At 62.2% G+C, this 25,841-nt stretch carries 31 protein-coding genes; 3 read left to right on the top strand and 28 right to left on the bottom strand.

From position 1 onward, the window contains the following. Positions 1 to 70: 70 nt before the first annotated feature. Positions 71 to 1,276: a sterol desaturase family protein gene (locus DyAD56_RS16760; protein WP_102303900.1), complete on the top strand. Its 1,206-nt coding sequence runs from the start codon at positions 71 to 73 to the stop codon at positions 1,274 to 1,276. Positions 1,277 to 1,325: 49 nt separating this feature from the next. Here DyAD56_RS16760 and DyAD56_RS16755 read toward each other — a convergent pair whose 3' ends face one another. Continuing rightward, positions 1,326 to 5,234, bottom strand: coding sequence for a YhdP family protein (locus tag DyAD56_RS16755; RefSeq protein ID WP_102303899.1), 3,909 nt, complete (start codon positions 5,232 to 5,234; stop codon positions 1,326 to 1,328). A 38-nt stretch (positions 5,235 to 5,272) separates the two neighbouring features. Then, a complete protein-coding gene (gene rng, locus DyAD56_RS16750; protein ID WP_102303898.1) occupies positions 5,273 to 6,760 on the bottom strand; it encodes a ribonuclease G in 1,488 nt (495 codons plus the stop codon). Between the two features lie 181 nt (positions 6,761 to 6,941). Between rng and DyAD56_RS16745 the strand changes: the two genes are divergently transcribed. Next, positions 6,942 to 7,451 carry a mismatch-specific DNA-glycosylase gene (locus tag DyAD56_RS16745; protein ID WP_102303897.1) on the top strand — a complete coding sequence of 170 codons (510 nt, stop codon included), beginning with the start codon at positions 6,942 to 6,944 and terminating at the stop codon, positions 7,449 to 7,451. On the opposite strand, the gene DyAD56_RS16740 is transcribed toward DyAD56_RS16745, so the two are convergent. Then, entirely contained in the window at positions 7,436 to 8,329 is an 894-nt protein-coding gene (locus DyAD56_RS16740; RefSeq protein WP_102303896.1) for a LysR family transcriptional regulator, read from the bottom strand. The genes DyAD56_RS16745 and DyAD56_RS16740 overlap by 16 nt on opposite strands. Before the next feature lie 91 nt (positions 8,330 to 8,420). Here DyAD56_RS16740 and DyAD56_RS16735 point away from each other — a divergent pair, with 91 nt between their 5' ends. After that, entirely contained in the window at positions 8,421 to 9,398 is a 978-nt protein-coding gene (locus DyAD56_RS16735) for an NAD-dependent epimerase/dehydratase family protein (protein ID WP_102303895.1), read from the top strand. Between the two features lie 6 nt (positions 9,399 to 9,404). Here DyAD56_RS16735 and DyAD56_RS16730 read toward each other — a convergent pair whose 3' ends face one another. From DyAD56_RS16730 to rplP, 25 genes are all read right to left on the bottom strand, one after another. Beyond that, positions 9,405 to 10,688 (bottom strand): cytochrome c, encoded by a 1,284-nt coding sequence (locus tag DyAD56_RS16730; protein WP_102303894.1) that lies wholly within the window; start codon positions 10,686 to 10,688, stop codon positions 9,405 to 9,407. Continuing rightward, a complete protein-coding gene (locus DyAD56_RS16725; protein WP_102303893.1) occupies positions 10,685 to 11,443 on the bottom strand; it encodes a c-type cytochrome in 759 nt (252 codons plus the stop codon). Before DyAD56_RS16725 ends, DyAD56_RS16730 begins: the two co-directional genes overlap by 4 nt. A 167-nt stretch (positions 11,444 to 11,610) precedes the next feature. Further along, positions 11,611 to 13,281: an MASE1 domain-containing protein gene (locus DyAD56_RS16720; protein ID WP_343125310.1), complete on the bottom strand. Its 1,671-nt coding sequence runs from the start codon at positions 13,279 to 13,281 to the stop codon at positions 11,611 to 11,613. A gap of 207 nt (positions 13,282 to 13,488) precedes the next feature. Then, on the bottom strand, positions 13,489 to 14,874 hold the full coding sequence (locus tag DyAD56_RS16715) for a 3-deoxy-7-phosphoheptulonate synthase class II (protein ID WP_102303891.1): 1,386 nt from the start codon (positions 14,872 to 14,874) through the stop codon (positions 13,489 to 13,491). A 15-nt stretch (positions 14,875 to 14,889) separates the two neighbouring features. Further along, positions 14,890 to 15,387, bottom strand: a complete 498-nt coding sequence (locus tag DyAD56_RS16710; protein WP_102303890.1) for a disulfide bond formation protein B — start codon at positions 15,385 to 15,387, stop codon at positions 14,890 to 14,892. Between the two features lie 55 nt (positions 15,388 to 15,442). Continuing rightward, positions 15,443 to 15,910 (bottom strand): SRPBCC family protein, encoded by a 468-nt coding sequence (locus DyAD56_RS16705; protein ID WP_199179009.1) that lies wholly within the window; start codon positions 15,908 to 15,910, stop codon positions 15,443 to 15,445. 108 nt (positions 15,911 to 16,018) lie between these two features. Beyond that, on the bottom strand, positions 16,019 to 16,399 hold the full coding sequence (rplQ, locus tag DyAD56_RS16700) for a 50S ribosomal protein L17 (protein WP_102303888.1): 381 nt from the start codon (positions 16,397 to 16,399) through the stop codon (positions 16,019 to 16,021). Positions 16,400 to 16,702: 303 nt separating this feature from the next. Then, the gene (gene rpoA / locus DyAD56_RS16695; RefSeq protein WP_026033857.1) at positions 16,703 to 17,701 is read right to left on the bottom strand and encodes a DNA-directed RNA polymerase subunit alpha; all 999 of its coding nucleotides are present in this window, start codon (positions 17,699 to 17,701) and stop codon (positions 16,703 to 16,705) included. 16 nt (positions 17,702 to 17,717) lie between these two features. Further along, positions 17,718 to 18,344, bottom strand: a complete 627-nt coding sequence (gene rpsD, locus DyAD56_RS16690) for a 30S ribosomal protein S4 (RefSeq protein WP_102303887.1) — start codon at positions 18,342 to 18,344, stop codon at positions 17,718 to 17,720. A 12-nt stretch (positions 18,345 to 18,356) separates the two neighbouring features. Then, positions 18,357 to 18,743: a 30S ribosomal protein S11 gene (gene rpsK / locus DyAD56_RS16685; RefSeq protein WP_007513384.1), complete on the bottom strand. Its 387-nt coding sequence runs from the start codon at positions 18,741 to 18,743 to the stop codon at positions 18,357 to 18,359. 12 nt (positions 18,744 to 18,755) lie between these two features. Beyond that, complete coding sequence (gene rpsM, locus DyAD56_RS16680; protein WP_019464879.1) at positions 18,756 to 19,112, bottom strand: 30S ribosomal protein S13; 357 nt, start codon at positions 19,110 to 19,112, stop codon at positions 18,756 to 18,758. Positions 19,113 to 19,249: 137 nt separating this feature from the next. Further along, a complete protein-coding gene (gene secY / locus DyAD56_RS16675; protein WP_102303886.1) occupies positions 19,250 to 20,575 on the bottom strand; it encodes a preprotein translocase subunit SecY in 1,326 nt (441 codons plus the stop codon). A 4-nt stretch (positions 20,576 to 20,579) separates the two neighbouring features. Beyond that, positions 20,580 to 21,017, bottom strand: coding sequence for a 50S ribosomal protein L15 (gene rplO, locus DyAD56_RS16670; protein ID WP_199045596.1), 438 nt, complete (start codon positions 21,015 to 21,017; stop codon positions 20,580 to 20,582). Next, positions 21,017 to 21,214 carry a 50S ribosomal protein L30 gene (gene rpmD, locus DyAD56_RS16665; protein ID WP_102303885.1) on the bottom strand — a complete coding sequence of 66 codons (198 nt, stop codon included), beginning with the start codon at positions 21,212 to 21,214 and terminating at the stop codon, positions 21,017 to 21,019. Before rpmD ends, rplO begins: the two co-directional genes overlap by 1 nt. Further along, on the bottom strand, positions 21,207 to 21,716 hold the full coding sequence (gene rpsE, locus DyAD56_RS16660; RefSeq protein WP_046972899.1) for a 30S ribosomal protein S5: 510 nt from the start codon (positions 21,714 to 21,716) through the stop codon (positions 21,207 to 21,209). The genes rpmD and rpsE overlap by 8 nt, the downstream gene beginning before the upstream one ends. Before the next feature lie 118 nt (positions 21,717 to 21,834). Continuing rightward, entirely contained in the window at positions 21,835 to 22,188 is a 354-nt protein-coding gene (gene rplR / locus DyAD56_RS16655; protein ID WP_102303884.1) for a 50S ribosomal protein L18, read from the bottom strand. 29 nt (positions 22,189 to 22,217) lie between these two features. After that, positions 22,218 to 22,745 (bottom strand): 50S ribosomal protein L6, encoded by a 528-nt coding sequence (rplF, locus tag DyAD56_RS16650; protein ID WP_102303883.1) that lies wholly within the window; start codon positions 22,743 to 22,745, stop codon positions 22,218 to 22,220. Between the two features lie 10 nt (positions 22,746 to 22,755). Continuing rightward, a complete protein-coding gene (gene rpsH, locus DyAD56_RS16645) occupies positions 22,756 to 23,151 on the bottom strand; it encodes a 30S ribosomal protein S8 (RefSeq protein WP_102303882.1) in 396 nt (131 codons plus the stop codon). A 225-nt stretch (positions 23,152 to 23,376) separates the two neighbouring features. Then, on the bottom strand, positions 23,377 to 23,682 hold the full coding sequence (rpsN, locus tag DyAD56_RS16640; RefSeq protein ID WP_102303881.1) for a 30S ribosomal protein S14: 306 nt from the start codon (positions 23,680 to 23,682) through the stop codon (positions 23,377 to 23,379). An 18-nt stretch (positions 23,683 to 23,700) separates the two neighbouring features. After that, positions 23,701 to 24,243 carry a 50S ribosomal protein L5 gene (rplE, locus tag DyAD56_RS16635; RefSeq protein ID WP_046972904.1) on the bottom strand — a complete coding sequence of 181 codons (543 nt, stop codon included), beginning with the start codon at positions 24,241 to 24,243 and terminating at the stop codon, positions 23,701 to 23,703. A 12-nt stretch (positions 24,244 to 24,255) separates the two neighbouring features. Further along, positions 24,256 to 24,570: a 50S ribosomal protein L24 gene (rplX, locus tag DyAD56_RS16630; protein WP_102303880.1), complete on the bottom strand. Its 315-nt coding sequence runs from the start codon at positions 24,568 to 24,570 to the stop codon at positions 24,256 to 24,258. A gap of 13 nt (positions 24,571 to 24,583) precedes the next feature. Further along, positions 24,584 to 24,952 (bottom strand): 50S ribosomal protein L14, encoded by a 369-nt coding sequence (gene rplN, locus DyAD56_RS16625; protein ID WP_007513359.1) that lies wholly within the window; start codon positions 24,950 to 24,952, stop codon positions 24,584 to 24,586. A 14-nt stretch (positions 24,953 to 24,966) separates the two neighbouring features. Further along, a complete protein-coding gene (gene rpsQ / locus DyAD56_RS16620; RefSeq protein ID WP_102303879.1) occupies positions 24,967 to 25,227 on the bottom strand; it encodes a 30S ribosomal protein S17 in 261 nt (86 codons plus the stop codon). 12 nt (positions 25,228 to 25,239) lie between these two features. Further along, positions 25,240 to 25,425: a 50S ribosomal protein L29 gene (rpmC, locus tag DyAD56_RS16615; RefSeq protein WP_019464891.1), complete on the bottom strand. Its 186-nt coding sequence runs from the start codon at positions 25,423 to 25,425 to the stop codon at positions 25,240 to 25,242. A gap of 1 nt (position 25,426) precedes the next feature. Continuing rightward, positions 25,427 to 25,840 carry a 50S ribosomal protein L16 gene (gene rplP, locus DyAD56_RS16610; protein WP_038620428.1) on the bottom strand — a complete coding sequence of 138 codons (414 nt, stop codon included), beginning with the start codon at positions 25,838 to 25,840 and terminating at the stop codon, positions 25,427 to 25,429. Between the last annotated feature and the right edge of the window lies 1 nt (position 25,841).

The following is a 25,841-nucleotide window of genomic DNA, read 5'->3' as shown; positions in this document are numbered from 1 at the left end:
GCATGGAGCTGCCCCGCCCCAACAGGTACGATGCAGGCCGTATCTATGACGAGCATGTGAAGGATCACGTATGAGCGATACCCCCCGGCAACCGATGGCCAACAAGGTTCTCGACCGCGCCATCAAGGCCCCCATCGAGGAAACCCGAGAGCTGCTGCACAGGGACGGCGAGCTCAAGCCGGGCATGGGCAAGATCAGCAGCGTGATCGCTCTGTCGCTGGGCTTCTTGTGCCTGCTCGGTGTGCTGGCTTTCCACTTTCCCCAATACCTGACCACGCCGGACCTGCGCCACAGGTACTCGGTGGACCTGCTTCGCCAGTTGCTCCTGGCCGCCCTGCTCGTCTCCGGCGGCATGTCGCTGGCGAACATCATCCTTGGCCGTGCGCGGCAACTGAGCATGGTGGCGTTCGCGCTGGTGATCGTGGCGACGGCGCTAGGCGGCTCACGCGTGCCGGTGGGCAATTTCCCGGATCACACGCCGTACATCGGCCTCGACTGGTTCATCCTGGATCTGCTCGGCTCGACGCTGATTTTCGTGGTGATCGAAAAGCTGTTTCCGCTCTACAAGGGCCAGACGCTGTTCCGCAAGGAATGGCAGACCGACCTCAAGCATTTCGCGGTGAACCACTTCATTGTCGGCTTGGCGCTGCTGGTGGTGAACTTCCTGCTGCATCATCTGTTTGGATGGCTGGTCAGCAGCGATTTTCAGCAGTACGTGAAGCATCTTCCGTTCGTGCCGCAGTTGCTGCTGTGCATTCTCGTCGCCGACCTGGCGCAGTACTGGACGCATCGCGCCTATCACGAGGTGCCGTTCCTGTGGCGCTTCCACGCCGTGCATCATTCGGTGAAAACGATGGACTGGCTGGCCGGTTCGCGCCAGCACATGCTTGAGCTGATATTCACGCGCGTGGCCGTGCTAGCGCCGCTCTACATCCTCGGTTTCAGCGAGGGTGTGATGAACGCCTACATCATCGTGGTGGGCTTCCAGGCGGTGTTCAACCATGCCAACGTGCACCTGCCGTGGGGCCCGCTGAAGTTCCTCATCGTGACGCCGAACTTCCACCACTGGCATCACGCGTCCGACGACGAAGCCATCGACAAGAACTACGCCGCGCACTACGCCTTTCTCGATTACGTGTTCGGCACGGCGGTGAAGTCGACCAAGAAATTCCCTGAGCACTACGGCGTTGTGGGTGACTACATGCCGGATGGTTTCGTGCGCCAGCAGTTGTTCCCGTTTCGTGGAAGCACCAAGCCGCGCGATCCGGCCACCTGAAACGAGTAGTCGTAGGAGCGCACGTGTGCGCTCCTACGACGCAACAAAATCACCGTGCGCTGCTACTCGCCGGGGCTGGCGCGGCTGACGGATCCGCATTCGGCAATAACGTCGGCGTGACGGGCTCGTCCTTCTTCTCGAGCGCGGTGATCACGGGTTTGTCCCAGCTGCCGCTGATCTTGTAGTGCGCGCTGGCCGCACGGTTGATGCCGTGCCCCAACAGACCCTGCGCGACGAAGCCGGCCGCGATACCGATGGGACCACCCACGAACGCACCGACCACCGGCAGGCTGTTGCCGGCGTGTGGAATGGCCTGCACCTGCAGATCGTAATCCTTGGCGCGAACGCCCGTGCGGCCCTTGATCGAAATCTCCGCCGCCGGGCTGCGGATCTGCAGATTGTCGGTGTTGGCGTTGCCGTCACCCAGCTTGAAGTCGCCAGCGATAGCGTCGAAGGCGAGCCCCTTGCCGAACACGTCGCCGAAATCGAACGACAGACGACGCGGCAACTCAAGCACTGACACGAGGCCAAACAGGCGCGCTACGCCCGGCCCCACTTCAGGCATACGGCCGTCGGTAATGTTGATGCTCAGCTTGCCGTCCATGGTGCCCAACTCCATGGCGGACGGCGCACCGGGCCAGGTCGCGTCGAGCTGAGCGCGCACCTTGCCGCCTGCAAGCAGCCCGTCATAACCGAACGCACCCAACATGTCGCCCATATTGTCGGCAGCGAAATCGATGCGCATGTGCGAGTGGCTGTCGCCCGCTGTACCGTTCCAGTCGCCGACGCCGTTGATCTGCACACCACGCGACAAGGTTCGTAGTTGGTCGATATGCATGCCGCGATCCGTCGGCCAGGTCTCCAGTCGCGCATCGCCGAGCTTGGAATCACCGAAACGCAGGTCGCTCACCCAAAGATGGAACGGCGGAAGCGCCGAGGGCGTAATGCCCGTCGCGGCGGGATTGGAGGCCGGCACAGCGGCATTCGCCGACGTTGGCGTGGCCGTGCCCTGCCCCGCCACCGCCTCTGCGGCACCGGCATCGCCCTTCTTGGGCGCCGCGGTGTCCTTGGGCCAGTACAGCCTCTGCAGGCGCGCGGTAACGCCGCGCCGCCCAAGATCGGCGAGCGGCACGTTGAAGCGGCCGGCCAACCCGGCGCTGTCGACGTCCACCACCAGCCCATCAGGCTGCGAGCTGGCGAGCAGATGCATGCTCGCAAACGGATGGCCAAACACCATCGCCTGCTCAGCGTTTACGTCGATACTTTCCAGACCGGGACCGTTGCTGCTGCCTCCCGCTGCGGCGTACTGGGTCCACCCCGTCACATCCAGCTTGGCGGGCCGCCCGCGGATACGAATACCCTTGTCGGGCACGGAGTCCGGTGCCTTGGTGCCGAAGGCGAAGGTCGCTGCGAGCGATTGACTGTCGTTCTGCGGAAGGCGCATGCGCGCGCGCACTACCTGCCCCATGCTCAACTGCAGGTCGCTGCCCTGCATGGGCAGGTTCATGTCCAGATGAAGCGGTAAGGCGTCATCCGCTGGCTTTTTCAACGGTGCAGGGAAATCCAAGGCCATGCCGCTGAGCATGGAATCCACACTGAGCTGTTGCGTGACGGCAGCCGAACCTGGGGTGCTGAGGATATTGAAGCCAACGGTGAAATCGCTGCGCCCGGTTGCCACCTGATTGAGCCAATCGAGCTGTTTGTAGCCCTGCGTTAGCTCGGCCATGCTGAAGCGGCCGGCCAGCTTGGCCGACAGCACCGCATTGGGCTGACCGGTTGCACCCGCGATGGCGAGATCGAGCTTCGCAGGCTGTCCTCGAAAACTGGTATCGAGCGGGCCCGCATGAAAGCCGGCCTTGTCGAACGTTGCGGGACCCGTCAGCTTTTCGAGGCTGAGGTTCCATTCCGGCGCGTTGAAATCCACGCCTTTCAGCTGCGCCCTGCCATTGAGGATGAGATTGCTTGCGTCAGCCACCGGTAGGGACAGGTGGAAGTCGAAAGCGCCCGTGCCGCCCAGTTTCAGCTTGGACAGGGTATCGGTGTGATGCATGCCGATGGGGCTGCGCTGCACGAAGTCGATCATGCTCGCGCCCGTGCCGCTACCACTCACATTGAGGTCGAGTACGGTATGGCCCAGTTCCGGGATCAGCGCGACTGCACGATCGACCTTATTGCCCAGCGACTCCGCCTGACTCACCTCGACGAACATACCGCCATTGATAAAGTTGGCGACGGCGTTGACGTTCTCTGCGTGCGGCCAGTCGCGTCCGTAGTCGAGCTCCAGGCCGTTGATCTCGGCGCGAGCCTCGAAGCGGCCTTCGTTCTGGTGGAACGGCCAGTCTTTCAGGTCACCGCGCACGAGCACATCGGCATGATCTATCTTGCCGGCGATCAGGGCCTGGTCCAGCCATTGCACGGCGGCGGGCGACATCGAATCGACTGGCCAGAACATCTTGGCGGCCACTATGTCGGAGGGGGAAAGCGTGGCGTAGAGATCCATGAAGGGGCGGCCACCGGCATTCGGTAATGCCACCTCGCCACGTGCCTGCCCACCGAAGCCTGCACCTTCGAAATCCAGGGCGTCGGTGCCGATGTGCAAGGCATCGTCGTCCTGCCAAAAGGCTACGTCGCCACCCAGATTGGACATCACGAACGGCTCGCGGAATGTGTGCGGGAAACGTAGGACGGTGGCTTGTGCCGGCAGAGACACCGCCACCGCCTGTGCATCGCCACGCAGCTCGCCATGAATGCCATCGATACCCGGTAGCTTGCCCACAGGATTGATAGCGACGTTGTCGAATGCCGCGTAGAGCGAGCGCATCCCTTCGGCATGACTCCAGGCCAGGTTGGCCTGGGTGAGCTGGCCGCGGGGCTTACCACCACCGATCCATTGCGACAGCCCGGGTGACATCTGGGGCTTGAGCGCCAGCCAGGGCACCAGCGGCGCGAGCTGTAACTGGCGTGCGGCCACCTCGACGCTGGCCTGGTCGGTTCCCAAGGATTTCAGCGCGATAACGGCGGCGCCGCCATCGTCCGCCGCCCAGCGCACGGTATAGCTGTCTTTGCCAATCGCCACTTCGGCCAACCCATCGAGCGCATCCGCACTGGCGCTGGCGCCATCGGGGTTGCCCAGTTTCAGGTCGCGAAGATGGAAGCGCGTCAGGCTGCGCACCACGCGGGCATCACGCCAGTCGAGCCAGCTCTCGAAAGAACCGCTACCGCCATCGGCCGTATAGCCGGCCATATCGATGCCCGTCGACATGGCATGCAGATCCAGGTTGCTGCCGCTGATCCACAGCTTGCCATCGGCGCCGTCGTCGCTGAAATTGCCTGCGCCACGCACCTGGCCAGGCGCATCTTCGCGGCGCAGCAGCGCGCCCACGCGGATGCGGCTGCCCTGTCGGCTTAGCTGCAACTGATCAGCTAGCAGCGTGAAGTGCCGGTTGATGCGGTTGTCGGTGATGTCCAGGCGCGTATCACTCAGAGACAGGCCAACCGACAACTGACTGAAGCCCGGCTTCTGTCGCTCCGCGCCACCGGCCAGGCCGATACCGTTGATATGCCAGGTGCCATCGGCGTCACGGCTGATGTCGAACTGCAGACCACGGGCGTGCAGATTCACTACATGCCGCGAAGGCAGTAGCCAACCGCCTGGGTCCAGCTTGATTTCCGCCTCGGGGATCTGGAGCGACGCGCCGCCATCACCTGATCCGATCGTCATGCCGCGGATCAGGAACAACGGACCCGATGGCTGCCAGCGCCCATCCATCGATTGGAAGGTCACCGGGCGATGCAGCTTGGCGGACAGTTGCGCTTCGACCCATTCAGGGTGGCGCGCCAGCAGCGGCAGCAGCATCTGGGCAAGCCCCATCAGCACGGCCAGTGAAATCAAGGACACGCCAGCGACCCAGGCCAAGGCCCGGGCGCAGAAATGGGTGCGTTTCAACCAGATGGTCACGGCTGGCTCACGACGCGCTGCACGGCATCCACCGCGCCTTACAGCAGAACCACATCGAACTGTTCCTGCGAATAATGCTCCTCAGCCTGAAAGCGTATGCTTTTGGAGATGAACTCTTCCAATTCGGCCACCGCGACGGACTCTTCCTCCAGGATGCGGCCGACCACGTTCGGGCTCGCCATCACCAGTAATTTTTCGGTATTGAACTGGCGCACGGCGCGGGTGATCTCGCGGAAGATCTCGTAGGTCACCGTTTCAGCAGTCTTGAGCGTGCCCCGCCCGCTGCACGCCGGGCATGGCTCGCACAGCTGGCGCTCCAGGCTTTCGGTAGTGCGCTTGCGCGTCATTTCCACCAAGCCCAGCGCCGACATGGGATAGACCGTGGTCTTGGCGTGATCGCGCAGCAAGCCCTTTTCGAGCATGCGCAGCACCTGTCGCCGGTGTTCCTCGTCCGTCATGTCGATGAAGTCGATGATGATGATGCCGCCCAGGTTGCGTAGCCGGAGCTGGCGTGCCGCCGCCTGCGCGGCCTCCAGGTTGGTCCGATAAACGGTTTCCTCGAGATTTCGCGTACCGACGTAGCCACCAGTATTGACGTCGATGGTGGTCATCGCTTCGGTCTGGTCGACGATGAGGTAGCCACCCGACTTGAGCGGCACTTCCTTCTTCAGGGCGCGCTGGACTTCGTCTTCCACCCCGTAGAGATCGAAGATCGGCCGCTCGCCGGAATAGTGCTCGACACGGTCGTCCAGCTGCGGCATGAACTTGTGGACGAACTTGACGACCTTCTCGAAGGTCTCGCGCGAATCCACGCGCACCTTCTCGATGTCCTCATTGAGCATGTCGCGCAGGCTACGCAACGGCAGCGAGAGCTCCTCGTAGACGCGCTCGCCCACCTTAGCCTTGACGATGTTCTCCTGCACCACGCGCCACACCTTGCCAAGGTAAGTGACGTCGAAGGCCAACGATTCGGCGGTCTGCCCTTCCGCATTGGTACGCACGATGTAGCCCGACGGGTTCTCGCCGATTAAAGACGTCAGCACCTCTTTCAGGCGCTGGCGCTCGGCTTCTTCCTCGATGCGAGCGGAAATGCCCAGCGTGCGCGCATGCGGCAGCAGCACCAAGTAGCGCGACGGAATCGACAGATGGGTGGAAAGCCGGGCGCCCTTGGTGCCGATCGGGTCCTTCACCACCTGCACCACAATTTCTTGCCCCTCGTGGACCAGTTCACTAATCGACGGCGTATGGCCGTTGCCGCCGCCACTCACCTCGGCGCCATCGCCGGTGGCCGGCAGCGTTGGACGCACGATGTCGGAAGCGTGCAGGAAAGCCGCCCGCTCCAGCCCAATGTCCACGAATACCGCCTGCATGCCCGGCATCACCCGCTGCACGCGCCCCTTATAGACGTTGCCCACGTAACCGCGGCGGGAGGCCCGCTCGACGTGCACCTCCTGCAACATGCCATTCTCGACCACGCCAACGCGTGTTTCGCGTGGGGTCACGTTGATCAGGATTTCTTCGCTCACCAGGTGCTCCCATGCGTGGGCGATCTTTATAGCGGCATGATGCGCACACTGTCGATGCGCGCGCGTATCTGTTTTGCAGAAGATCGGTAACGACGCCAACTATCCCGCAAATAAGGGGATTTCGTGTACCGACGAGTGTTTGATTAGGTGGGCACGAGATGGCTCGGTATGCTGCGGAACGATGCCCGCCCCGATCCTGCCCGACCTGCTCCAACCCGGCCTCGCCCTGGTCTTCTGTGGCACCGCCGCCGGCCGTCGTTCCGCCGAGGAAGGCGCCTACTACGCGCACCCGGGCAACCTGTTCTGGCGCGCCCTGCATGCCGTGGAGCTCACCCCCCGGCTGTTCGCGCCCGCAGAGTTCCCCCTGCTGCCCGCCCTGGGCATCGGCCTGACCGATCTGGCCAAGCATCACATGGGCAACGACGACGAGCTTCCGCGCGACGCCTTCGACGTCGCGGCGCTGCGCCAACGCATGGAGCGCCATGCGCCGCGGGTGCTGGCGTTCACCAGCAAGGCCGCCGCGCGCGCCGCACTGGGGCATGCCGTCAACTACGGCCCACAAACGGAACGCTTCGGGCAGACACAGCTGTTCGTGCTGCCATCGCCATCCGGGCAGGCCCGCGGGCACTGGGATCTCGCCCCCTGGCAGTCACTCGCCGCCCTGATGCGTTCGGCTCAAGAGCGCGCGTAAGCCTCCAGCGCTGTCGCCAGATGATCGAATAGGCGGCGCACGCGCAGACTGGCGCGCAGGTCCTCGTGCATGACCATCCACGTCTCCAGCGACAGCGAGAGCTCGGCCGGAAATAGACGAACCAACAGGGGATCACGCCGCGCGAGATTCACCTGGGCGATGCCGATGCCAAAGCCTGCGCGTATGGCCGCCAGCGCCGCCAAATCGCTGTCCGTACGCAAGGCGAAGTGTTCGCGCGCATAAGGCAGCCCCGCCGGGCGCAGGCGGCGGATGTAGGGCGTTTCTGTATCGAAGCCGATCAGTGCATGGCCGCCGAGCGCATTGAGCGCCTGCGGGTATCCGTGCGCATCCAGATAGCGGCGGTGGGCAAACATGCCCAGTTCGACCTTTCCCACGTGCCGGGCAACCAGTGCCTCCTGGGTGGGCTGAACCATGCGGACCGCGATGTCGGCGTCGCGCCGCAGCAGGTCGGCCGACTGGTTCGACAGCACCAGCTCAACCACGATGCTCGGATGCCGTTCGCGGAACTCCGTCAGGATCGGAGGCAGCACTTCGGCACCGATCACCTCGCTTGCGGTGACCCGGACGGTACCGCTTAGCTCGGCGTGCCCTGCCGAAGCGACACGTCGCAGCACCGCCGACGCCGACGCCATGGCCTGGGCATGGGGTTCCAGCTCGTGTGCCAGCTCGGTCGGCACCAGCCCTTGCGGGGTACGGGTAAACAACGGAGCGCCCAGCAGGGATTCCAGCTCGCGCATATGACGGCCAAGACTGGGCTGGGTCATGGCCAATGCGCGGGCAGCACCGGACAGGCTGCCCTCCCGCATGACGGCGAGAAACGAGCGGTAGAGCTCCCAACCGGGTTCGATGTTAGCCATGCATATTTGTATAGCAGATCTTCGCTATTGGGCAATTTTCTTTTATCCACAGCAACCGCAAGCTGGTGTTGTTCCCAACGAGGATTCCGTCATGCAAACCCAACGTACGGCTCTGGTGATTGGCGCCAATGGCGGCATCGGACAGGAAACCTGCCTAGCCCTGCTGCGGCATGGCTGGCAGGTGCGCGCACTCGTGCGTAAGGCACCCGATGCAAGGCAAGGCATCGACTGGCGGATCGGCGACGCCATGCAGCGCGCCGATGTGCTTGAGGCCGCAGCCGGCGTCGACGTGATTGTCCACGCGGTGAATCCGCCGGGCTACCGTGGCTGGGAACGTCTGGTGCTACCCATGCTGGACAACACGATCGCCGCAGCCCGCGCCAGCGGCGCTCGCATCGTGCTGCCCGGCACGGTCTACAACTACGGCCCCGACGCCTTCCCGCTTTTGCGCGAGGACTCGCCGCAACATCCGGCCACGCGCAAGGGCGAAATCCGCGCGGAGATGGAACACCGCCTGCAGGCAGCAGCGGATGTCGGCAACCGGGTGCTCGTACTGCGTTGTGGCGATTTCTTTGGCCCGAGCGCCGGCAACAACTGGTTTGCGCAGGGACTGATGCAAGCAGGCAAACCCGTCACGCGCATGGCCTACCCCGGCGACTACGGCATTGGCCACAGCTGGGCCTATCTGCCGGATGTGGCCGAAGTGATGGTGCGCCTGCTAGACCGCGAGAACGAACTGTCTCGCTTCGAACGTTTCCACTTCGGTGGCCACTGGCTGGACGGACACGCCATGCTCGCCTCTCTGCGCCGTGCCACCGGCAATGCCAGCCTCAAGGCCGGCCGCTTTCCTTGGTGGTTGGCGCGACTCGCTTCGCCCTTCAATGAAACGCTGCGCGAGCTGTGCAAGATGCGCTACCTGTGGCGAGGCCCCGTGCAACTGGACGATAAGAAACTCAAGGCATTCCTCGGCACCGATCTGTACACGCCCGTCGATCAGGCGATATCTGCTGCACTGACCGGCGCTGGCTGCATGCCCGCATCAGCAGCCAACGCTGTGGCGCATGCGTGACGCTGATCAGTCGATCGGCGTATGGCGGTTTTGGGCAACGTCACGTTCCATCACAATCGATGCCTTGTTCGACCACGACTGCCGGATGTAGGTGACCACGGCGGCAACGTCGGCATCGCTGAGTTGCTGGGCAAACGGCGGCATCGAATACGGGCGGGCGTTGCCCTCCGTCACCGGTGCAAAGCCACCCAGCAGCACCACGCGCGTGGCGTTGATGCCGGTCGGTTCGTTGACCGAGGAATTGCCGTTGAGCGGCGGATAGATACCCGCCGCGCCATTGCCGTCCTTGCCGTGGCAATCCGCGCAACGCTCCGCATACACCTTGGCTCCTTGCGCCAGGATCGCTCGCGTATCGAGCTCGGACGTGGTGGTGACAGCCGCGGTGCGCGGTGGCAGCGACTGCAGGTACGTGGCCATGGCGCGCAGGTCATCCTCGTGCATGTGCTGCGTGCTCTGCGCTACTACTTCAGCCATCGGGCCAAACGCTGTGCCGCGCGCCGACTGGCCGGTCTTGAGCAGGTCGACGATGTCCTGTTCGCTCCACCCTGCAAGGCCGCCATTCGCCTGCATGCTCAGATCGGGCGCGTACCAATTCTGTGCGGGAATCTGTCCACCCGCCAGGGATGCGCTGCCCTGCTGCCCGCCCAGTGAATCGCGGGGCGCATGACACTCATTGCAGTGGCCCAATCCCTGTACAAGATAGGCGCCGCGATTCCATGCATCGGACTTCGACGCGTCGCGCTGGAATTCGCCCTCATGAAAATAAAGAGCGCGCCACGCCTTCAAACTATTGCGCACGCTGTAGGGGAACTCCAACGTCGGCGCCTGCGCAGGCGCGTGCACCGGAGCGAGCGATTGCAGGTAGGCGAAGATGGCCAGCGCGTCGTCGCGCGTCACCTTGGTGAAGGACGTATACGAGAACACCGGATAGAGGAATTCACCATGGCGTCCCTTGCCGCTGTGCAAGGCTTGCCAGAAATCCTCGAAACTCCATTCCCCGAGGCCGGTATCACCGTCGGGCGTGATGTTGGGCGACGGAATATTCCCGAACGGCGTGGGCAACACGCGACCACCCGCGAAGCGCTCGCCGCCCTGCGCCGTGTGGCATGACGCGCAGTCGCCGGCGATGGCGAGATAGTGGCCCTTGGCGATGAGCACGGGATCCTTCAGCGTGGCGGCACCCACCTTGCTGGAGGACGGCGGCACCGGTTGCCGCGTTTCGCTACGAAACAACCACCAGCCGCCGGCGATTAGGAGCAGAGCAACGACGATGATGACAATGCGCTTCATGCGCCGTCTCCCTTGTCGCTCAACACACCGCAATGCAACGGTGGCGTCACCGTGCCCGGCGCCTGCGCATGCATGTCGGCCGGCAACTCACGACTCGCGAGCCATGCCGAGACGGCGGTGATGTCGGAATCGCTCAGACGATTGGCGATCTCTGACATGCAATCCGGTGCGACGGTGCTGCGTGTTTTCGTACGCCACGAGCCCAACTGCGAACTGATGTAGTCATACGGCAAACCGACAAGGCCGGGAATGTCCGGCTGCACGCCCGTGAGCTGACTACCGTGACAGGCAGCGCATGGCGGAATCTGTCGCGAGGGGTCGCCATGCGCCACCAGCGTTTCACCCCGCTGGCGCAGCTGCGCCGAAACATTGGGTACGGGCGAACGTGCGTAAGGCACTTCCTGTGCTGCGAAGTACTCGGCGATCTCGTGCATGTAGGCCGGACTGAGCTGCTTGACCGTGTATTCCATCGGCGCGTATTTGCGCAGACCGTCCTGAAAGTCCTTGAGCTGCCGGGCCAGATAACCGGCGGGTTTACCGGCAAGGCGGGGAAAGAAGCCGCTTTCAGGCGTGCCCTCGCCATGTACGCCATGGCAGGTCGTGCATGCGGCGATGCGTTGCTGCAAGGTGTCGGGAATATCAGGATGCGCGGCGTCCTGCGCATTCGCTTTGCCGGCCAGCAGCATCCCGACCAACAACACCCATGCACCCAACGCGTGCCCGGCCCGCGACCACTTCGCTGAGAGACTTTTCATGATTCCCCAATCTACGCGTGATGGCGCTGCCAAGGGTTCTAGGCGCACCGCAACGATATGTCGATTATAGGCACGCGCTCTGCGGCTACGGCGTCAAATCGAGGGCGCAGGACGCGGCGACATCTTGTCGCACGATAGGGCGCATCCCTATCGCCGATGTCGTGGGATCAGGCAGACACCGGATTGGCCGACGAAGCATCGATCGGCGGATGCGCCTCCGCACGCAACGCATCATGCAGCAGCAGCGTGACGCCCAAATGCTGTTCGCTCTCTCGCTCGTGCACTACACCGCCATAGATGAGTACACGCTCGCGCACCGTCGCCATACCCTGACCGTTGGTGCCCAACAGGGAAACCAATTGCCGCCATTCGGGCACGGGTTTGCCCCTCATGACTGAGGCCGCTCGCACGGCGGTCATGCGCAGTACCACCCAACGCCGACCGTGCGTGCTGCCACCACGGATATGCACGCGAATGCGCCTCATCGGCTCGCGCGCCAGCATATAGACCAGCACTTCGCACGCTTGGCGGTAAAGCATCATGTGGACATCCGGCGCGAGCTGATTGAGCCCATCGCCCGTCAATGTGCATTGATAGCTGGCGCCAACCAGCGACGACGCCTGCAACAACGGACCGTTCCGGAAGGTAGCCACCAGACCGTGTTCGCGCCACGCGCGAGGATGAAGCGTGTCGGCCAAACGCTGCATTTCCAATTGAGTCAGGTCGATGTGACGGGCGTAACTCTGCTCCATGTTCGCCGGCAGTACAGGGCGCAGGCGATCCATCATGCGACGTTGGCCATCGCGCATGGACTGGCCTAGGCGATCCAGCGATTCGGCCACATGGCGCAAGCGCAGTTCTTCCTGATAAAGACCTTGCTGCGCCAACAGGAAGCCGCGCAGTTCGTCCTCGCCACGGATTTCCTCCGGCGCGGCCAACTCACTCTTCGGCGAGAGCCGGGCGCCGAGCATGATCAGGCTGGATACCGCAAAGGCGATGAGAGCCTGCGCCTGGATCACGGCCGGATCGCGCACCACGGTCATGGTCAGTTCGATGGCCACACTCGCCAGCAGACCACCTATCGCGGCGCCCTGCCAGCCACGGCGCAAGGTGATCCAGGCGACCGGAAGGAACATGGCCATGCGCGCTACTTCAACGACTTCGTCGGCGTGCGAGGCAGAAGCCAACCACACTAACACCGCCAGCGGTGGCACCACGCCCATAGCGCAATCGATGACCACGCGCTTTATGACCGGCCATGCGCCTGCCTGCGTCCTACCGACCCAGCTCAACACAGCGAACACCGCCGGTACCAAGGTCAGTGCACCAAGGTAGCTGCCAAGAAAATACTCGAGCACGAGGTGAGCGCTGATCGTTGGACCCGTCGGCAAAATCATCACCGCATACGTGCCGGTATTGGCCAAGGCACTGACAACGCCGGCCGCCATGATGCTGCCCATGAGAGTGGTCACGTTCACCGCGCCATCCTTGAACACTGGCGAGCGCCGGCGGAACCAGGCAAGCACAGGGGCACTCAAGAGAATCGGGGGCACAGTGACCAACTCTGCCCAAAGCATCCCAAAACGTTCGTGGTAGGACCAACCAAGGCAGGCAAGCGGAATGCTTTCTCCTATGCCCATCGCAAACCAGTAGCGGTATGGCACCAGCAACAGGCACAACACGCGCAACCCTGCCACGAGATTCCAGTGCGAGACGGAAACTTCCCTCAATAGGGCGTAACCCGCGGCGTAGGCGACCACGACACCCAGTTGTCGAATGAGCGCGGGAACTCTTTCGAGTCTCCTCGCGAAACCGCTCCCGTTCGCTGCTGTGACCATCGAGTAACGCCAAGCCCCTTTCGAGAAAAACCGAAAATCGGGTCCGCCCGGCGAAGCCGCAGCACCGACTAGCAGTGGCCGATGATTGTCGCAGGAATTTGCCTAAGCAATTTGCTGCAACGCGTCAGCCGGCGCGCCTTGCTGCCACGTCATGCAAAAAGAAGGCCGACAAGACCCGTGCCTCGCGGTACGGGGATGCTCTGGCGCTTAACGATCTCGGGAGCCGGCGGACTTGCGCACGATTAGCATGGCCAGCTCGAGCGACTGCTCGTAATTGAGCCGCGGATCCACCATCGACTTGTAGGCACGGTCGAGATCCGTCTCGCTCAAGTCACGGGCGCCGCCGAGGCACTCGGTGACGTCCTCACCCGTCAACTCCAGGTGCACACCGCCAAGGCGCGTACCGGCGGCCGCATGGATGTCGAAGGCCTGGTCCAGTTCACCCCGGATGTTGTCGAAACGGCGCGTCTTGTAACCGTTGGAGGTCGCTTCGGTATTGCCGTGCATAGGGTCGGCTACCCACAGCACCCGCCGCCCCTCACGCTTCACCGCATCGAGCAAGGGCGGTAGAGCCCGACTGATCGACGCGTTGCCCATGCGGTGGATCAGCGTCAGGCGGCCAGGCTCTTCTTCGGGATTCAATGCGTCGATAAGCGGCAGCAGTTGCTCCGCCGTCACCGACGGCCCCACTTTCACCGCGATCGGGTTGCGGATGCCCCGGAAATATTCAACATGGGCGCCATCCAGAGCGGCGGTACGCATGCCAATCCAAGGGAAATGCGTGGACAAGTTAAACCAGCCATGGTGGCGAGGCACCTGCCGGGTCAGCGCTTGCTCGTAGTGCAGCAGCAACGCCTCGTGGGAGGTGAAGAAGTCCACCCGTGAGAACCCCGCGATCGGGCCCGCCAGTGTCTCCATAAAGCGCAACGAATCGCCGATGGCCGTCACCATGCGACGGTACTCGGCAGCCAGCGGCGAATGTTCGACCCAGGCAAGATCCCAGTACTCGGGGTGATGCAGATCGGCGAACCCACCATCGATCAACGCGCGCACAAAGTTCATGGTGAGCGCCGAATGGGCGTGCGCCTGAATCAGTCGCTGTGGATCCGCACGGCGCGCCTCAGGCGTGAACTCGGGACTGTTGACCAGATCCCCGCGGAAGCTCGGCAAGGTCAGGCCATCACGCGTTTCGGTATCGGTCGAACGTGGTTTGGCGTACTGCCCGGCAAAGCGGCCCACCCGCAACACCGGCTTCTTGAGCCCGTGCACTAGCACCAGGCTCATCTGCAGCAACACTTTAAGGCGATTGGAGATGATCGGGCTGGTGCAGTCGGCAAAACTCTCGGCGCAATCACCGCCCTGCAACAGGAAGCGCTTGCCCTCCTGCGCCTCGCCCAGCGCCTGCTTCAACGCCAATACCTCCCAGGAGGTCACCAGCGGCGGTAGCGTGGCCAACTGGTCGGTGGCTCGGGCAAGCTCGACTGCATCTTCATACAACGGCTGTTGCAGCGCTTGATGGGCCTGCCAGCTGCACGGCGACCAATCTTCGCTGCCGTGCGATGGTGGAGACGTCAGAGTCGTGGCGTGTGACATGGGCTTTCGTCTCGCTCAGGCGCGCTTGCGCTTGGCGGCATAAACAGCCAGGAAGACCAGCAGCAGATACCAGAGCAGCGTCCACGCAGGCATCGGCAACCCGAACACCGGCTCGATCTTGGCGCACTCGCCCGACCCGGTGAATACCATCTTTAGCACTTTGGCGAACGGGAACGCATCCATCATATAGCCAAGGTTCGGACCGCAGGCGGGAATCTGATCCGCCGGCAAGGTCTGCAGCCACAAGTGGCGACCGGCCGTGACGATGCCGCCTAACGCACCCAGCACCACGCCACCCGTGTAGATCCAGCGAGCACCGCCACGCGGCGCGTGCAGGCCACCCAGCAGAAAGAACACGCCCATTACCATGAACGCAATGCGCTGGAAGATGCACAGCGGACACGGAATCATGTTGAGCACGTGCTCCGCATAAAGCGCATAGCCCAGGAGCGCCACGCAAACGGCGAAACCAGCGAGATAGGTGGCGCGATATGACCAGCGGAAAGGATTCATGGCGTGACTTTGGTGCGTTGCGAGAACGGGACATTACCCGCTTGCCTGGCCCCTGTCAGCCCTGACCTCTGACGGGCATAGCGCCTCCTTCCGACCATCGCTGGAAGGCCGCCAGGCGTCGTCGCATTTGGGAGCCATAAATGCGAGCCACCAGCGGCTCCAGCAGAGGCCGTAGCCAGGCCGGGCGAAGCCGGAAGTTGTAGACGAAGCGCACGTCCGTGCCACCATCAGGCGCCGCGCGAAACTCCCAGGTACCGCTGAAGGAGTGCAGCAAGGCTGGCCCACGCGTCATGGTGACCGCCGCCACGTGAGGTGGCCGGTATGAAACGTACTGCGACACCATGACGCTTCCGCCCTTGCTCTTGCAGTAGGACTCAACGCCTACAGCCGCCTGCCCGGCGCCGTGGAGCAAATAGGCTTCCTGCAGAAAGCTGTCCCATTCGAGCCGACGCCCATAGTCCTGAGACAAGGCAAACAACTCATCCGGACGAACCGCAATGCGGCGATGAACGATCAGTTTCACGGCAAACCTTGCCTGCCCAGGATTCGGGGACATATGGCAAGCATAGGACAAACAAAAACCCCGGCAGGTTGCCCTGCCGGGGTTTCGCAAAACACGTGTCGCTACCGATTACTCAGCAGACGGTTCGGCGCGCGGGCGATCAACCAGCTCGACGTACGCCATCGGAGCGTTGTCACCGACGCGGAAGCCTGCCTTCAAGATACGCAGGTAACCGCCGGGACGCTCGCGGTAGCGCGGGCCAAGCTCGATGAACAGCTTGCCGACGGCTTCCTTATCGCGCAAACGGGCGAAAGCCAGACGACGATTGGCGACGCCATCCGTCTTGGCGAGCGTGATGAGCGGCTCGGCGACGCGACGGAGTTCCTTCGCCTTGGGAAGGGTGGTACGGATCAGCTCATGCTTGATCAGCGACGCGGCCATGTTCTTGAACATGGCTTCGCGGTGGCTGCTCGTGCGGTTGAGCTTGCGACCGGATTTCTGGTGGCGCATGGCTATTACTCTCTATGTCTGTTGTTATGAAAAGTCGGCGGTTATGTCCGACTTCCCGCGGTTTCCCGCTGATGAAGCCCTTCTTGAAACGGGCTCTTATTGAGCAAACGGTCTCATGTGACCGTTGAAGGCGTCTGCAAAATCCGAGGGATGAACACTCGTCAGAGCACCAATACCGGCGACCAAAGGTGGTCACCCAAAACATCGTGCGGTTTTGATACCGCTTAAGCAGCCGGCGAGCGTACCAAAGCACGCTCGCCGGTTTGCCGGTACAGCAGGCGGTCGCGAGCGACCGCCAAATCATTAACCCAGCTGCATACCGTGGGACAGACCCGGCGGCGGCCAGTTTTCAAGCTTCATACCGAGCGCGAGACCACGACCACCCAACACGTCCTTGATTTCGGTCAGGGACTTCTTGCCGAGGTTCGGGGTCTTGAGCAGCTCCACTTCGGTCTTCTGAACCAGATCGCCGATGTAGTAGATGCTCTCGGCCTTCAGGCAGTTAGCCGAACGCACGGTGAGCTCCAGATCGTCGATCGGGCGCAGCAGCAGCGGATCGAAACCGCCCTTCTCAGCCTTATCGGTAGCGCTCTCGCGACGCGAGAAGTCACCGAACACCGACAGCTGGTCGTTGAGGATTTCGGCAGCCTTGCGAACTGCGTCTTCCGCACCGATGGTGCCGTTGGTCTCAATGTCGAGCACGAGCTTGTCGAGGTTGGTGCGCTGCTCAACGCGAGCGGCATCAACTTCGTAGGCAACACGCAGGACCGGCGCGAACGACGCGTCGAGCTGCAGGCGGCCAATCGGACGAGCCTCATCATCCGGATGCTGGCGCGCGCTGGCCGGCTGGTAGCCGACGCCGCGACGCACCTTCAGGCGCATGTTGAGGGCAATGTCCTTGGTCAGGTGGCAGATCACATGCTCGGGGTTGATGATTTCCACCGAGTGGTCGACGGCGATATCGCCGGCGGTGACCACGCCCTTGCCCTTCTTGGACAAGGTCAGGGTGACTTCATCACCCGAATGCTGGCGAATCGCCACATCCTTGAGGTTAAGCAGGACTTCAATGACGTCCTCCTGCAGACCTTCAAGCGTGGTGTACTCGTGCAGCACGCCATCAATTTCCACCTCGACGATGGCAGAGCCAGGGATCGAGGAGAGCAGCACGCGGCGCAGCGCGTTGCCCAGGGTGTGGCCGAAGCCACGCTCGAGCGGCTCCACCACCACCTTGGCGCGGTTGGCTCCGAGCTGCTCGACGCTGAGGCCGCGAGGCCGCAGCACGCTAGTTGACGAAACTGCCATGCAGGGCTCCGGTTGATTACTTCGAGTAAAGCTCGACGATCAAGCTCTCGTTGATATCGGACGGCAGATCGCCGCGGTCCGGCATCGCCTTGAACGTACCTTCGAACTTCTTGCTGTCGACTTCGACCCACTGCGGACGCAGGTCCATGGTATCGAACACAGTCGCCGCTTCCTGCACGCGGAGCTGAGTGCGGGCGCGCTCGGTCAGGGCAATCGCATCGCCCGGACGAACCTGGTACGAAGGAATGTTCACCTTCTTGCCATTGACCAGCACAGCCTTGTGGCTGACCAGCTGACGGGCCTGGGCGCGGGTGACCGCAAAACCCATGCGATAAACGACATTGTCCAGACGGCTCTCGAGGAGACGCAACAGGTTCTCACCCGTGTTGCCCTTGAGGGTGGACGCCTTGGAGTAGTAGTTGCTGAACTGACGCTCAAGCACACCATAGATGCGCTTGACCTTCTGCTTTTCACGCAGCTGGTTGGCATAGTCCGACATACGCATGCGCTTGTTGGCGCCATGCTGGCCGGGCTTGTTTTCCAGCTTGCACTTAGAGTCGATGGCGCGAGCCGGACTCTTCAAACTGAGATCTGCACCCTCGCGGCGGGCGAGCTTGCAGGTAGCTCCACGATAACGTGCCATGGGTATGCTCCTTTAGACTCGACGCTTCTTGGGGGGACGGCAGCCGTTATGCGGAATCGGCGTGACGTCAATGATGTTGAGCACCTTGTAGCCCAGCGCATTCAGCGAACGCACGGCGGACTCACGACCCGGACCCGGGCCCTTGATGCGCACTTCCACGGTCTTTACACCGTAGTCACCAGCAGCGCGACCGGCCTTTTCGGCGGCAACCTGAGCTGCAAACGGGGTCGACTTGCGCGAACCGCGGAAACCCGCGCCGCCGGCAGTCGCCCACGACAGAGCATTGCCCTGGCGATCGGTGATCGTGACGATGGTGTTGTTGAAGGAGGCTTGCACGTGGGCCACGGCATCCGTGACAACGCGCTTGATCTTCTTCTTGGTCTTGACAGGCTTAGCCATGTTCGGGATCCGTTACTTCTTGATGGCGCGACGCGGGCCCTTACGGGTGCGCGCATTGGTACGCGTGCGCTGGCCGCGCACCGGCAGACCACGGCGGTGACGCAGACCGCGGTAGCAACCCAGATCCATCAGACGCTTGATGGCGATACCCACCTCGCGACGAAGATCGCCTTCGACGACGTACTTACCGATTTCGTGACGAAGCTTTTCCACTTCGCCTTCACTCAGGGACTTGATCTGCGTGGTAGGAACCACGCCTGCGTCCGCGCAGACCTTCTTGGCCCGGCTGCGGCCGATCCCGTAAATGCTCTGCAGGCCAACCCAGACATGCTTCTGGACCGGCAAATTGACACCCGCGATGCGCGCCATGATGTACTTTCTCCGATGCGTTTCGTGCGCGGTAAACGCGCAATTCTAACTGTAAATAACCCAACAGGAAAGCCCTGCGGCACCAGGGGTGCCGCCGCCCTCCAATCCAGACCAACTTCCCACCACCCCAGCAGCCATCAGTTGCGGCGGAGGTTGGCCTTCTTGAGCAGGCTTTCGTACTGGTGACTGACCAAATGCGCTTGCACCTGAGCAGTGAAATCCATCACCACGACGACCACGATGAGCAGAGAGGTGCCACCGAAGTAGAAGGGGACGTGCCACGCCTTTTGCATAAACGAGGGAACCAGACAGACCAGCACCAGATAAAGGGCACCAACACCGGTCAGACGGGTCATCACGTTATCAATGTAATCGGCCGTCGAACGGCCGGGGCGGATACCCGGAATCAATGCGCCGGAGCGCTTCAGGTTGTCCGCCGTCTCTTGGGAGTTGAACACGATCGCCGTATAGAAGAAGGCGAAAGTGATCACCAGCACCGCAAAGACGATGTCGTACAGCGGCTCACCCGGGGTCAGCGCCTGGGTCAACTCGGTCAACCAACGTGACTGGTGACCCTGGCCGAACCAGGTGGCGGCCGTGGCCGGGAACATCAGCAGACTCGACGCAAAGATCGGCGGGATCACACCCGACATGTTGATCTTCAACGGCAAGTGCGACGTCTGGTTCATATAGGCTCGCTGACCACCCGAACGACGTGCGTAGTTCACGGTAATGCGCCGTTGAGCGCGCTCCATGAACACCACGAACGCCGTCACCGCGAGGATCAAGCCCACCACCAGGATCATCTTGATCACCGACAGCTCGCCGTTGCTGGCCATGGTAAGCGTGTGCGCGACCGCACCCGGCAAACCCGCCACGATACCGGCGAAAATCAGCAGCGAGATACCGTTGCCGATACCGCGCTCGGTGATCTGCTCACCCAGCCACATCAAGAACATCGTGCCGGCGGTGAGACCAACGATCGATGCCAGGATGAAGCCCATGCCCGGCGTGTACACCACCGGCGCGCCACCTGATGCCACCTGCTTCTGCAGGGCCACCGCGATGCCGAACGCCTGGAATGCCGCCAGACCGACCGTGCCAAAACGGGTGTAGGTAGTCATCTTGCGACGACCAGCCTCACCTTCCTTACGCAGTGCCTGCAGGCTCGGGATCACCGAACCCATCATCTGCACCACAATGGATGCAGAGATGTAGGGCACAACGCCGAGCGCGAACACTGAAAAACGTGCCAGCGAGCCACCCGAGAACATGTTGAACATGTTCATCAGGCCGCCGCCCTGCTCGATCAGGTTCGTCATGGCTTCCGGGTTAACACCGGGAACCGGGATGAAGGAACCAAGACGGTAAACGATCAGCGCACCAATCACGAAGAAGATGCGCTGACGCAATTCCGTCAGCTTGCCGAGCGATCCGAGCGATGTGCCCTGGGCTGACGCCACGTGATTACTCCACGCTGCCGCCGGCAGCTTCGATCGCTGCCTTGGCGCCGGCCGTGGCGAGCACGCCCGACAGCTTCACTGCGCGGCCGATCTCGCCCTTGAGAACAACCTTGACCTTCTTGGCATGGCTGTCGATCAAGCCAGCCTGGTGCAGTGCGATCGTGTCGATCACGTCCGCCTTCAGGGTAGCCAGCTGGTAAAGGAACACTTCCTGGCTCTCTTTCTTCTTGAGCGAACGGAAGCCGACCTTCGGCAGGCGGCGCTGCAGCGGCATCTGACCGCCTTCGAAACCGTACTTATGGGTGCCGCCCGCGCGGGCGTGCTGACCCTTGTGACCGCGACCGGCGGTCTTGCCCAGGCCCGAACCGATACCGCGACCCACGCGAAGGCGGGTCTTGCGGGAACCGGCGGCCGGCTTGATGTCGTTAAGACGCATGGTGATTACTCCTCAACCCGCACGAGGTAATAGACCGTGTTGATCAGACCGCGAACCTGCGGACTGTCTTTCAATTCACGGACGTCGTTGAGCTTGCTCAGACCCAGCGCCTGAACGCTCAGGCGATGGCGGCTCTGCACACCGCGCAGGCCCCTGACCAAGCGCACGCGCACGGTGGCGGCGGTTTCGTTGTTCTTAGCCATTGCCCAGCACCTCTTCCAGGGTCTTGCCGCGCTTAGCAGCGATCTGCTTCGGCGAGGCAACGGCCTGCAGGCCCTTGATGGTCGCGCGGACTAGATTGATCGGGTTACGCGAACCGACGGCCTTGGCGAGCACGTTCTTCACGCCCACCACTTCCAGTACAGCGCGCATGGCGCCGCCGGCGATGACACCGGTACCTTCAGAAGCCGGCTGCATGAACACGCGGGCTGCGCCGTGGTTGGCCTTGATGGCGTACCACAGGGTGCCATTGTTCAGGTCGATGCTCACCATCTGGCGACGGGCGCGCTCCATGGCCTTGGAGATGGCGACCGGCACTTCACGCGCCTTGCCATAACCAAAACCCACGCGGCCTTCGCCGTCGCCAACCACGGTCAGCGCAGTGAAGCTCATCTGGCGGCCACCCTTGACGGTCTTGGCCACGCGGTTGACGGCAATCAACTTCTCGAGCAGGCCGTCCGAATTTTCGCGATCGGTAGAAGACATGTTCTTTTTCCGTATGCCCAGCGAACCGGGACTTTTGCTTGCGGCTATACCGCTTGGAGTTGTAGGTACTTCTGAGGCGATCAAGTGCCGGCCGAAACCGGCACCTGATCGGACCGGCTTAGAACTTCAGGCCGGCCTCACGAGCCGCATCGGCTAGAGCCTTGATGCGACCGTGGAAGCGGAAGCCCGAGCGATCGAACGCCACGGACTGGATACCAGCGGCCAGTGCACGCTCAGCTACGGCCTTGCCGACAGCAGCAGCAGCGGTCAGGTTCTTCGTGCCCTTCAGGCTCTCGGCAACCGATTTCTGCAGGGTGGAGGCGGCAGCCACCACACTCAGACCATCGGCCGCGAACACCTGCGCGTACAAGTGCTGACCGGTGCGATGCACCGACAGACGAGCAACGGCGAGCTTGCGAATGTGGGCGCGAGTGGCCTTGGCGCGACGCAGGCGGGAATCGTTCTTGTTCATCGTGTTCTCTCCAGGAAGCGGATAGGCGATTAGGCCTTCTTGGCTTCCTTCAGGGTGATCTTCTCGCCGGAGTAGCGCACGCCCTTGCCCTTATAGGGTTCCGGCGGACGGAAGCCACGGATCTTGGCGGCCACTTCACCCACGCGCTGCTTGTCCGAACCCTTGATGAGGATTTCAGTCTGCGTCGGGGTTTCGATGGTGATGCCTTCCGGCGCATCGAACACGACTGGATGCGAGAAGCCCAGGGCGATATTCAGCGACTTGCCGGCCATCGAGGCACGGTAGCCCACGCCGACCAGCTCGAGCTTGCGCTCGTAACCGTCGGAAACGCCCTTGACCATATTGGCCAGCAGTGCGCGCAGGGTGCCACCGAACTTGTCGTCTGCACCTTCGGCCACGGCGACATTCGCCACGCCGTTTTCGATGGAGACGGATGCGCCTGGCAGGGTGTGGGTCGCCAGGGTGCCCTTCGGGCCCTTGACGGTGATGCCATTGGCGTTCGAGGTGATCTCAACGCCCTTCGGCAGGGTAATCGGCTGTTTGGCAACGCGGGACATCGTCGGCTCCTTATGCGACCTGGCCGATGACTTCGCCGCCCAGACCCTTGGAACGGGCCTGCGCGTCGGTCAGCAGACCGGCGGAAGTCGAGATGATCGAGATACCCAGGCCACCGAGGACCTTCGGCAGCTCGTCTTTGCCGCGGTAGACGCGGAGACCAGAGCGGCTGACACGGGCAATGGATTCGATAGCCGGACGGCCTTCGAAATACTTGAGCTTGATCTCGAGTACCGGCTTGCCTTCCACGCTGGAGGCCTTGGCGTCGAGGATATAGCCCTCATTCTTGAGAAGGTTGGCGATAGCCACCTTCAGCTTCGACGACGGCATGTTTACGGCCTGCTTGCCCGTGAGCTGGGCATTGCGGATGCGCGTAAACAGATCGGCGATGGGATCAGTCATGCTCATGAAAACATCCTTCAGAGTGCACCGATATCCGAAAAACCGGAAATCTGTTTTGAGTTGTATACCGGCATAGAGCCAGCCTGCAGGAACGCAGACCGACGACTATAGCAGCATTTTTCCGGCTTTGCGAATAACGGCGCGAAATCACGCCAACGGCGGCGAGCCAAAGGCTTGCCGCCGCATCGGAACGAGGTAAGGCTCACGCCCTACCCCGCCCAGTTTGGGGTATTACCAGCTGGCCTTACGGAGACCAGGCACGTCACCACGCATGGTGGCTTCGCGCAGCTTGTTGCGACCCAGACCGAACTTCTGATACACGGCGCGCGGGCGGCCGGTCAGAGCACAGCGGGTACGCTGACGAGCAGGACTTGCGTCGCGCGGCAGCTTCTGCAGCTTCGTCTGAGCTTCCATCTTTTCCTCATAGGAGGCGGTGGGGCTCAGCACAATCGCCTTCAGTTCGGCGCGCTTGGCGGCGTACTTCTTGACGAGCTTGGTCCGCTTGAGGTCGCGGTTAACCATTGAGGTCTTGGCCATGTGTCTCTCGCGGCTCTCTTAGTTGCGGAACGGGAAGCTAAACGCTTCCAGCAGCGCCTTGGCTTCGTCATCGGACTTTGCCGTGGTGGTGATGGAAATATCCATACCGCGCATGGCATCGACGGCGTCGAAGTCGATTTCCGGGAAGATGATCTGCTCTTTGATGCCGAAGTTGTAGTTACCGCGGCCGTCAAAAGCGCGACCCGACACACCACGGAAGTCGCGCGTACGCGGCAACGAGATGTTGATCAGGCGATCAAGGAATTCCCACATCTGGGCACGGCGCAGCGTAACTTTGCAGCCGATCGGCCAACCGTCACGGATCTTGAACGAGGCGACCGACACGCGGGCCTTGGTCTGGATCGGTTTCTGGCCGGAGATCTTGGCCATGTCGGCCACGGCGTTCTCGAGCACTTTCTTGTTGCCCGCAGCTTCGCCCACGCCCATGTTGAGCGTGATCTTGGTGATGCGGGGAACCTGCATCACGTTCTGGTAACCAAAACGCTCGGTGAGCTTCTGGATGACCTGGTCTTTGTAAAACGTTTCGAGACGCGTCGTCATAACGTTGATTCCTTACGCGTCCACAACTTCGCCGGAGGAACGGAACACGCGCACCTTACGCCCATCAGAGAGCGTCTTGGCGCCAACGCGTTCACCCTTGCCCGTGGCGGAGTTGAACAGCTGGACGTTGGAGATGTGGATCGAAGCCTCACGCTCGACGATGCCGCCAGCCTGGTTGGCCTGCGGGTTCGGCTTGGTGTGACGCTTGACCAAGTTCACGTTGGAGACGAACACACGCTCGCCATCGACGCGCAGCACGTCACCGCGCTGACCCTTGTTTTTGCCGGTGATCACGAGGACCTGATCACCCTTGCGGATACGGTTCATGTCTGGCCTCCGCTCAGAGCACTTCGGGCGCGAGCGAGACGATCTTCATGAACTTCTCGCTGCGCAGCTCGCGGGTAACCGGCCCGAAAATACGGGTACCGATCGGCTCGAGCTTGTTGTTGAGGAGGACCGCTGCATTACCGTCGAAACGGATCAGCGAGCCATCGGGACGACGCACACCCTTGGCGGTACGAACCACCACGGCGTTGTACACCTCGCCCTTCTTCACCTTGCCGCGGGGAATGGCATCCTTCACGGTGACTTTGATCACGTCACCGATCGCGGCGTAACGGCGCTTAGAGCCACCGAGCACCTTGATGCACATCAGTTCCTTGGCACCGCTGTTATCGGCCGCGGAAAGCGTGCTTTGCATCTGAATCATGTCTGCACCCTCCCTTAGACGTTAGCGCGAGTGACGATTTCGACCACGCGGTGATGCTTGGTCTTGGACAAGGGACGGCATTCTGCAATGCGGACCAGGTCGCCCTCGTTCGCACCCAGGTCGTCCTGGGCGTGAAGCTTGGTCGAACGACGGATGATCTTGCCGATCAGCGGATGCTGTTCCTGGCGCTCGATCAGGACCGTCACGGTCTTGTCCATCTTGTTACTGATGACGCGGCCCTCGAGGGTGCGCGTCTGCTTTTTGTTGTCGCTCATATCGGCCGTCCCTTACTTCTTGCCGCCGAGCACGAACTTCGTGCGGGCGATGTCGCGCCGAACGCGGCGCAGCTGGTGCGGCTGGTTGAGCTGGCCGGTGCCCTTCTGCATGCGCAGGTTGAACTGCTCCTTGCGCAGGTCCAGCAGGTGCTTATTCAGCTCTTCGGCCGTCTTGTTAGTCAGATCTTTGATGGCCATATCACATCACCGCCCGGGTCACGAATTGGGTCTGGACCGAGAGCTTGGCAGCGGCCAGGCGGAACGCCTCGCGTGCTGTGGCCTCGTCGATACCCTCGATTTCATAGAGCATGCGGCCCGGCTGGATCGGAGCGACCCAGTATTCGACGCCACCCTTACCGGCACCCATTCGAACTTCGATGGGCTTCTTGGTAATCGGCTTGTCCGGGTACACACGGATCCACAGCTTGCCACCACGCTTGACGAAGCGGGTGATGCAACGACGACCGGCTTCGATTTGACGAGCGGTCAGCGCGCCGAACGTGGTGGCCTTCAGACCGAACTCGCCAAAGCTGACGAGATTCGAGGAGAAAGCCAGACCATCGTTGCGGCCCTTAAACTGCTTACGGAATTTGGTTCGCTTGGGTTGCAGCATG

Origin of the sequence: Dyella sp. AD56 (genome assembly GCF_002878475.1) — a bacterium.
GTDB lineage: Bacteria > Pseudomonadota > Gammaproteobacteria > Xanthomonadales > Rhodanobacteraceae > Dyella.
This window is presented reverse-complemented; position numbering and strand designations above follow the sequence as displayed.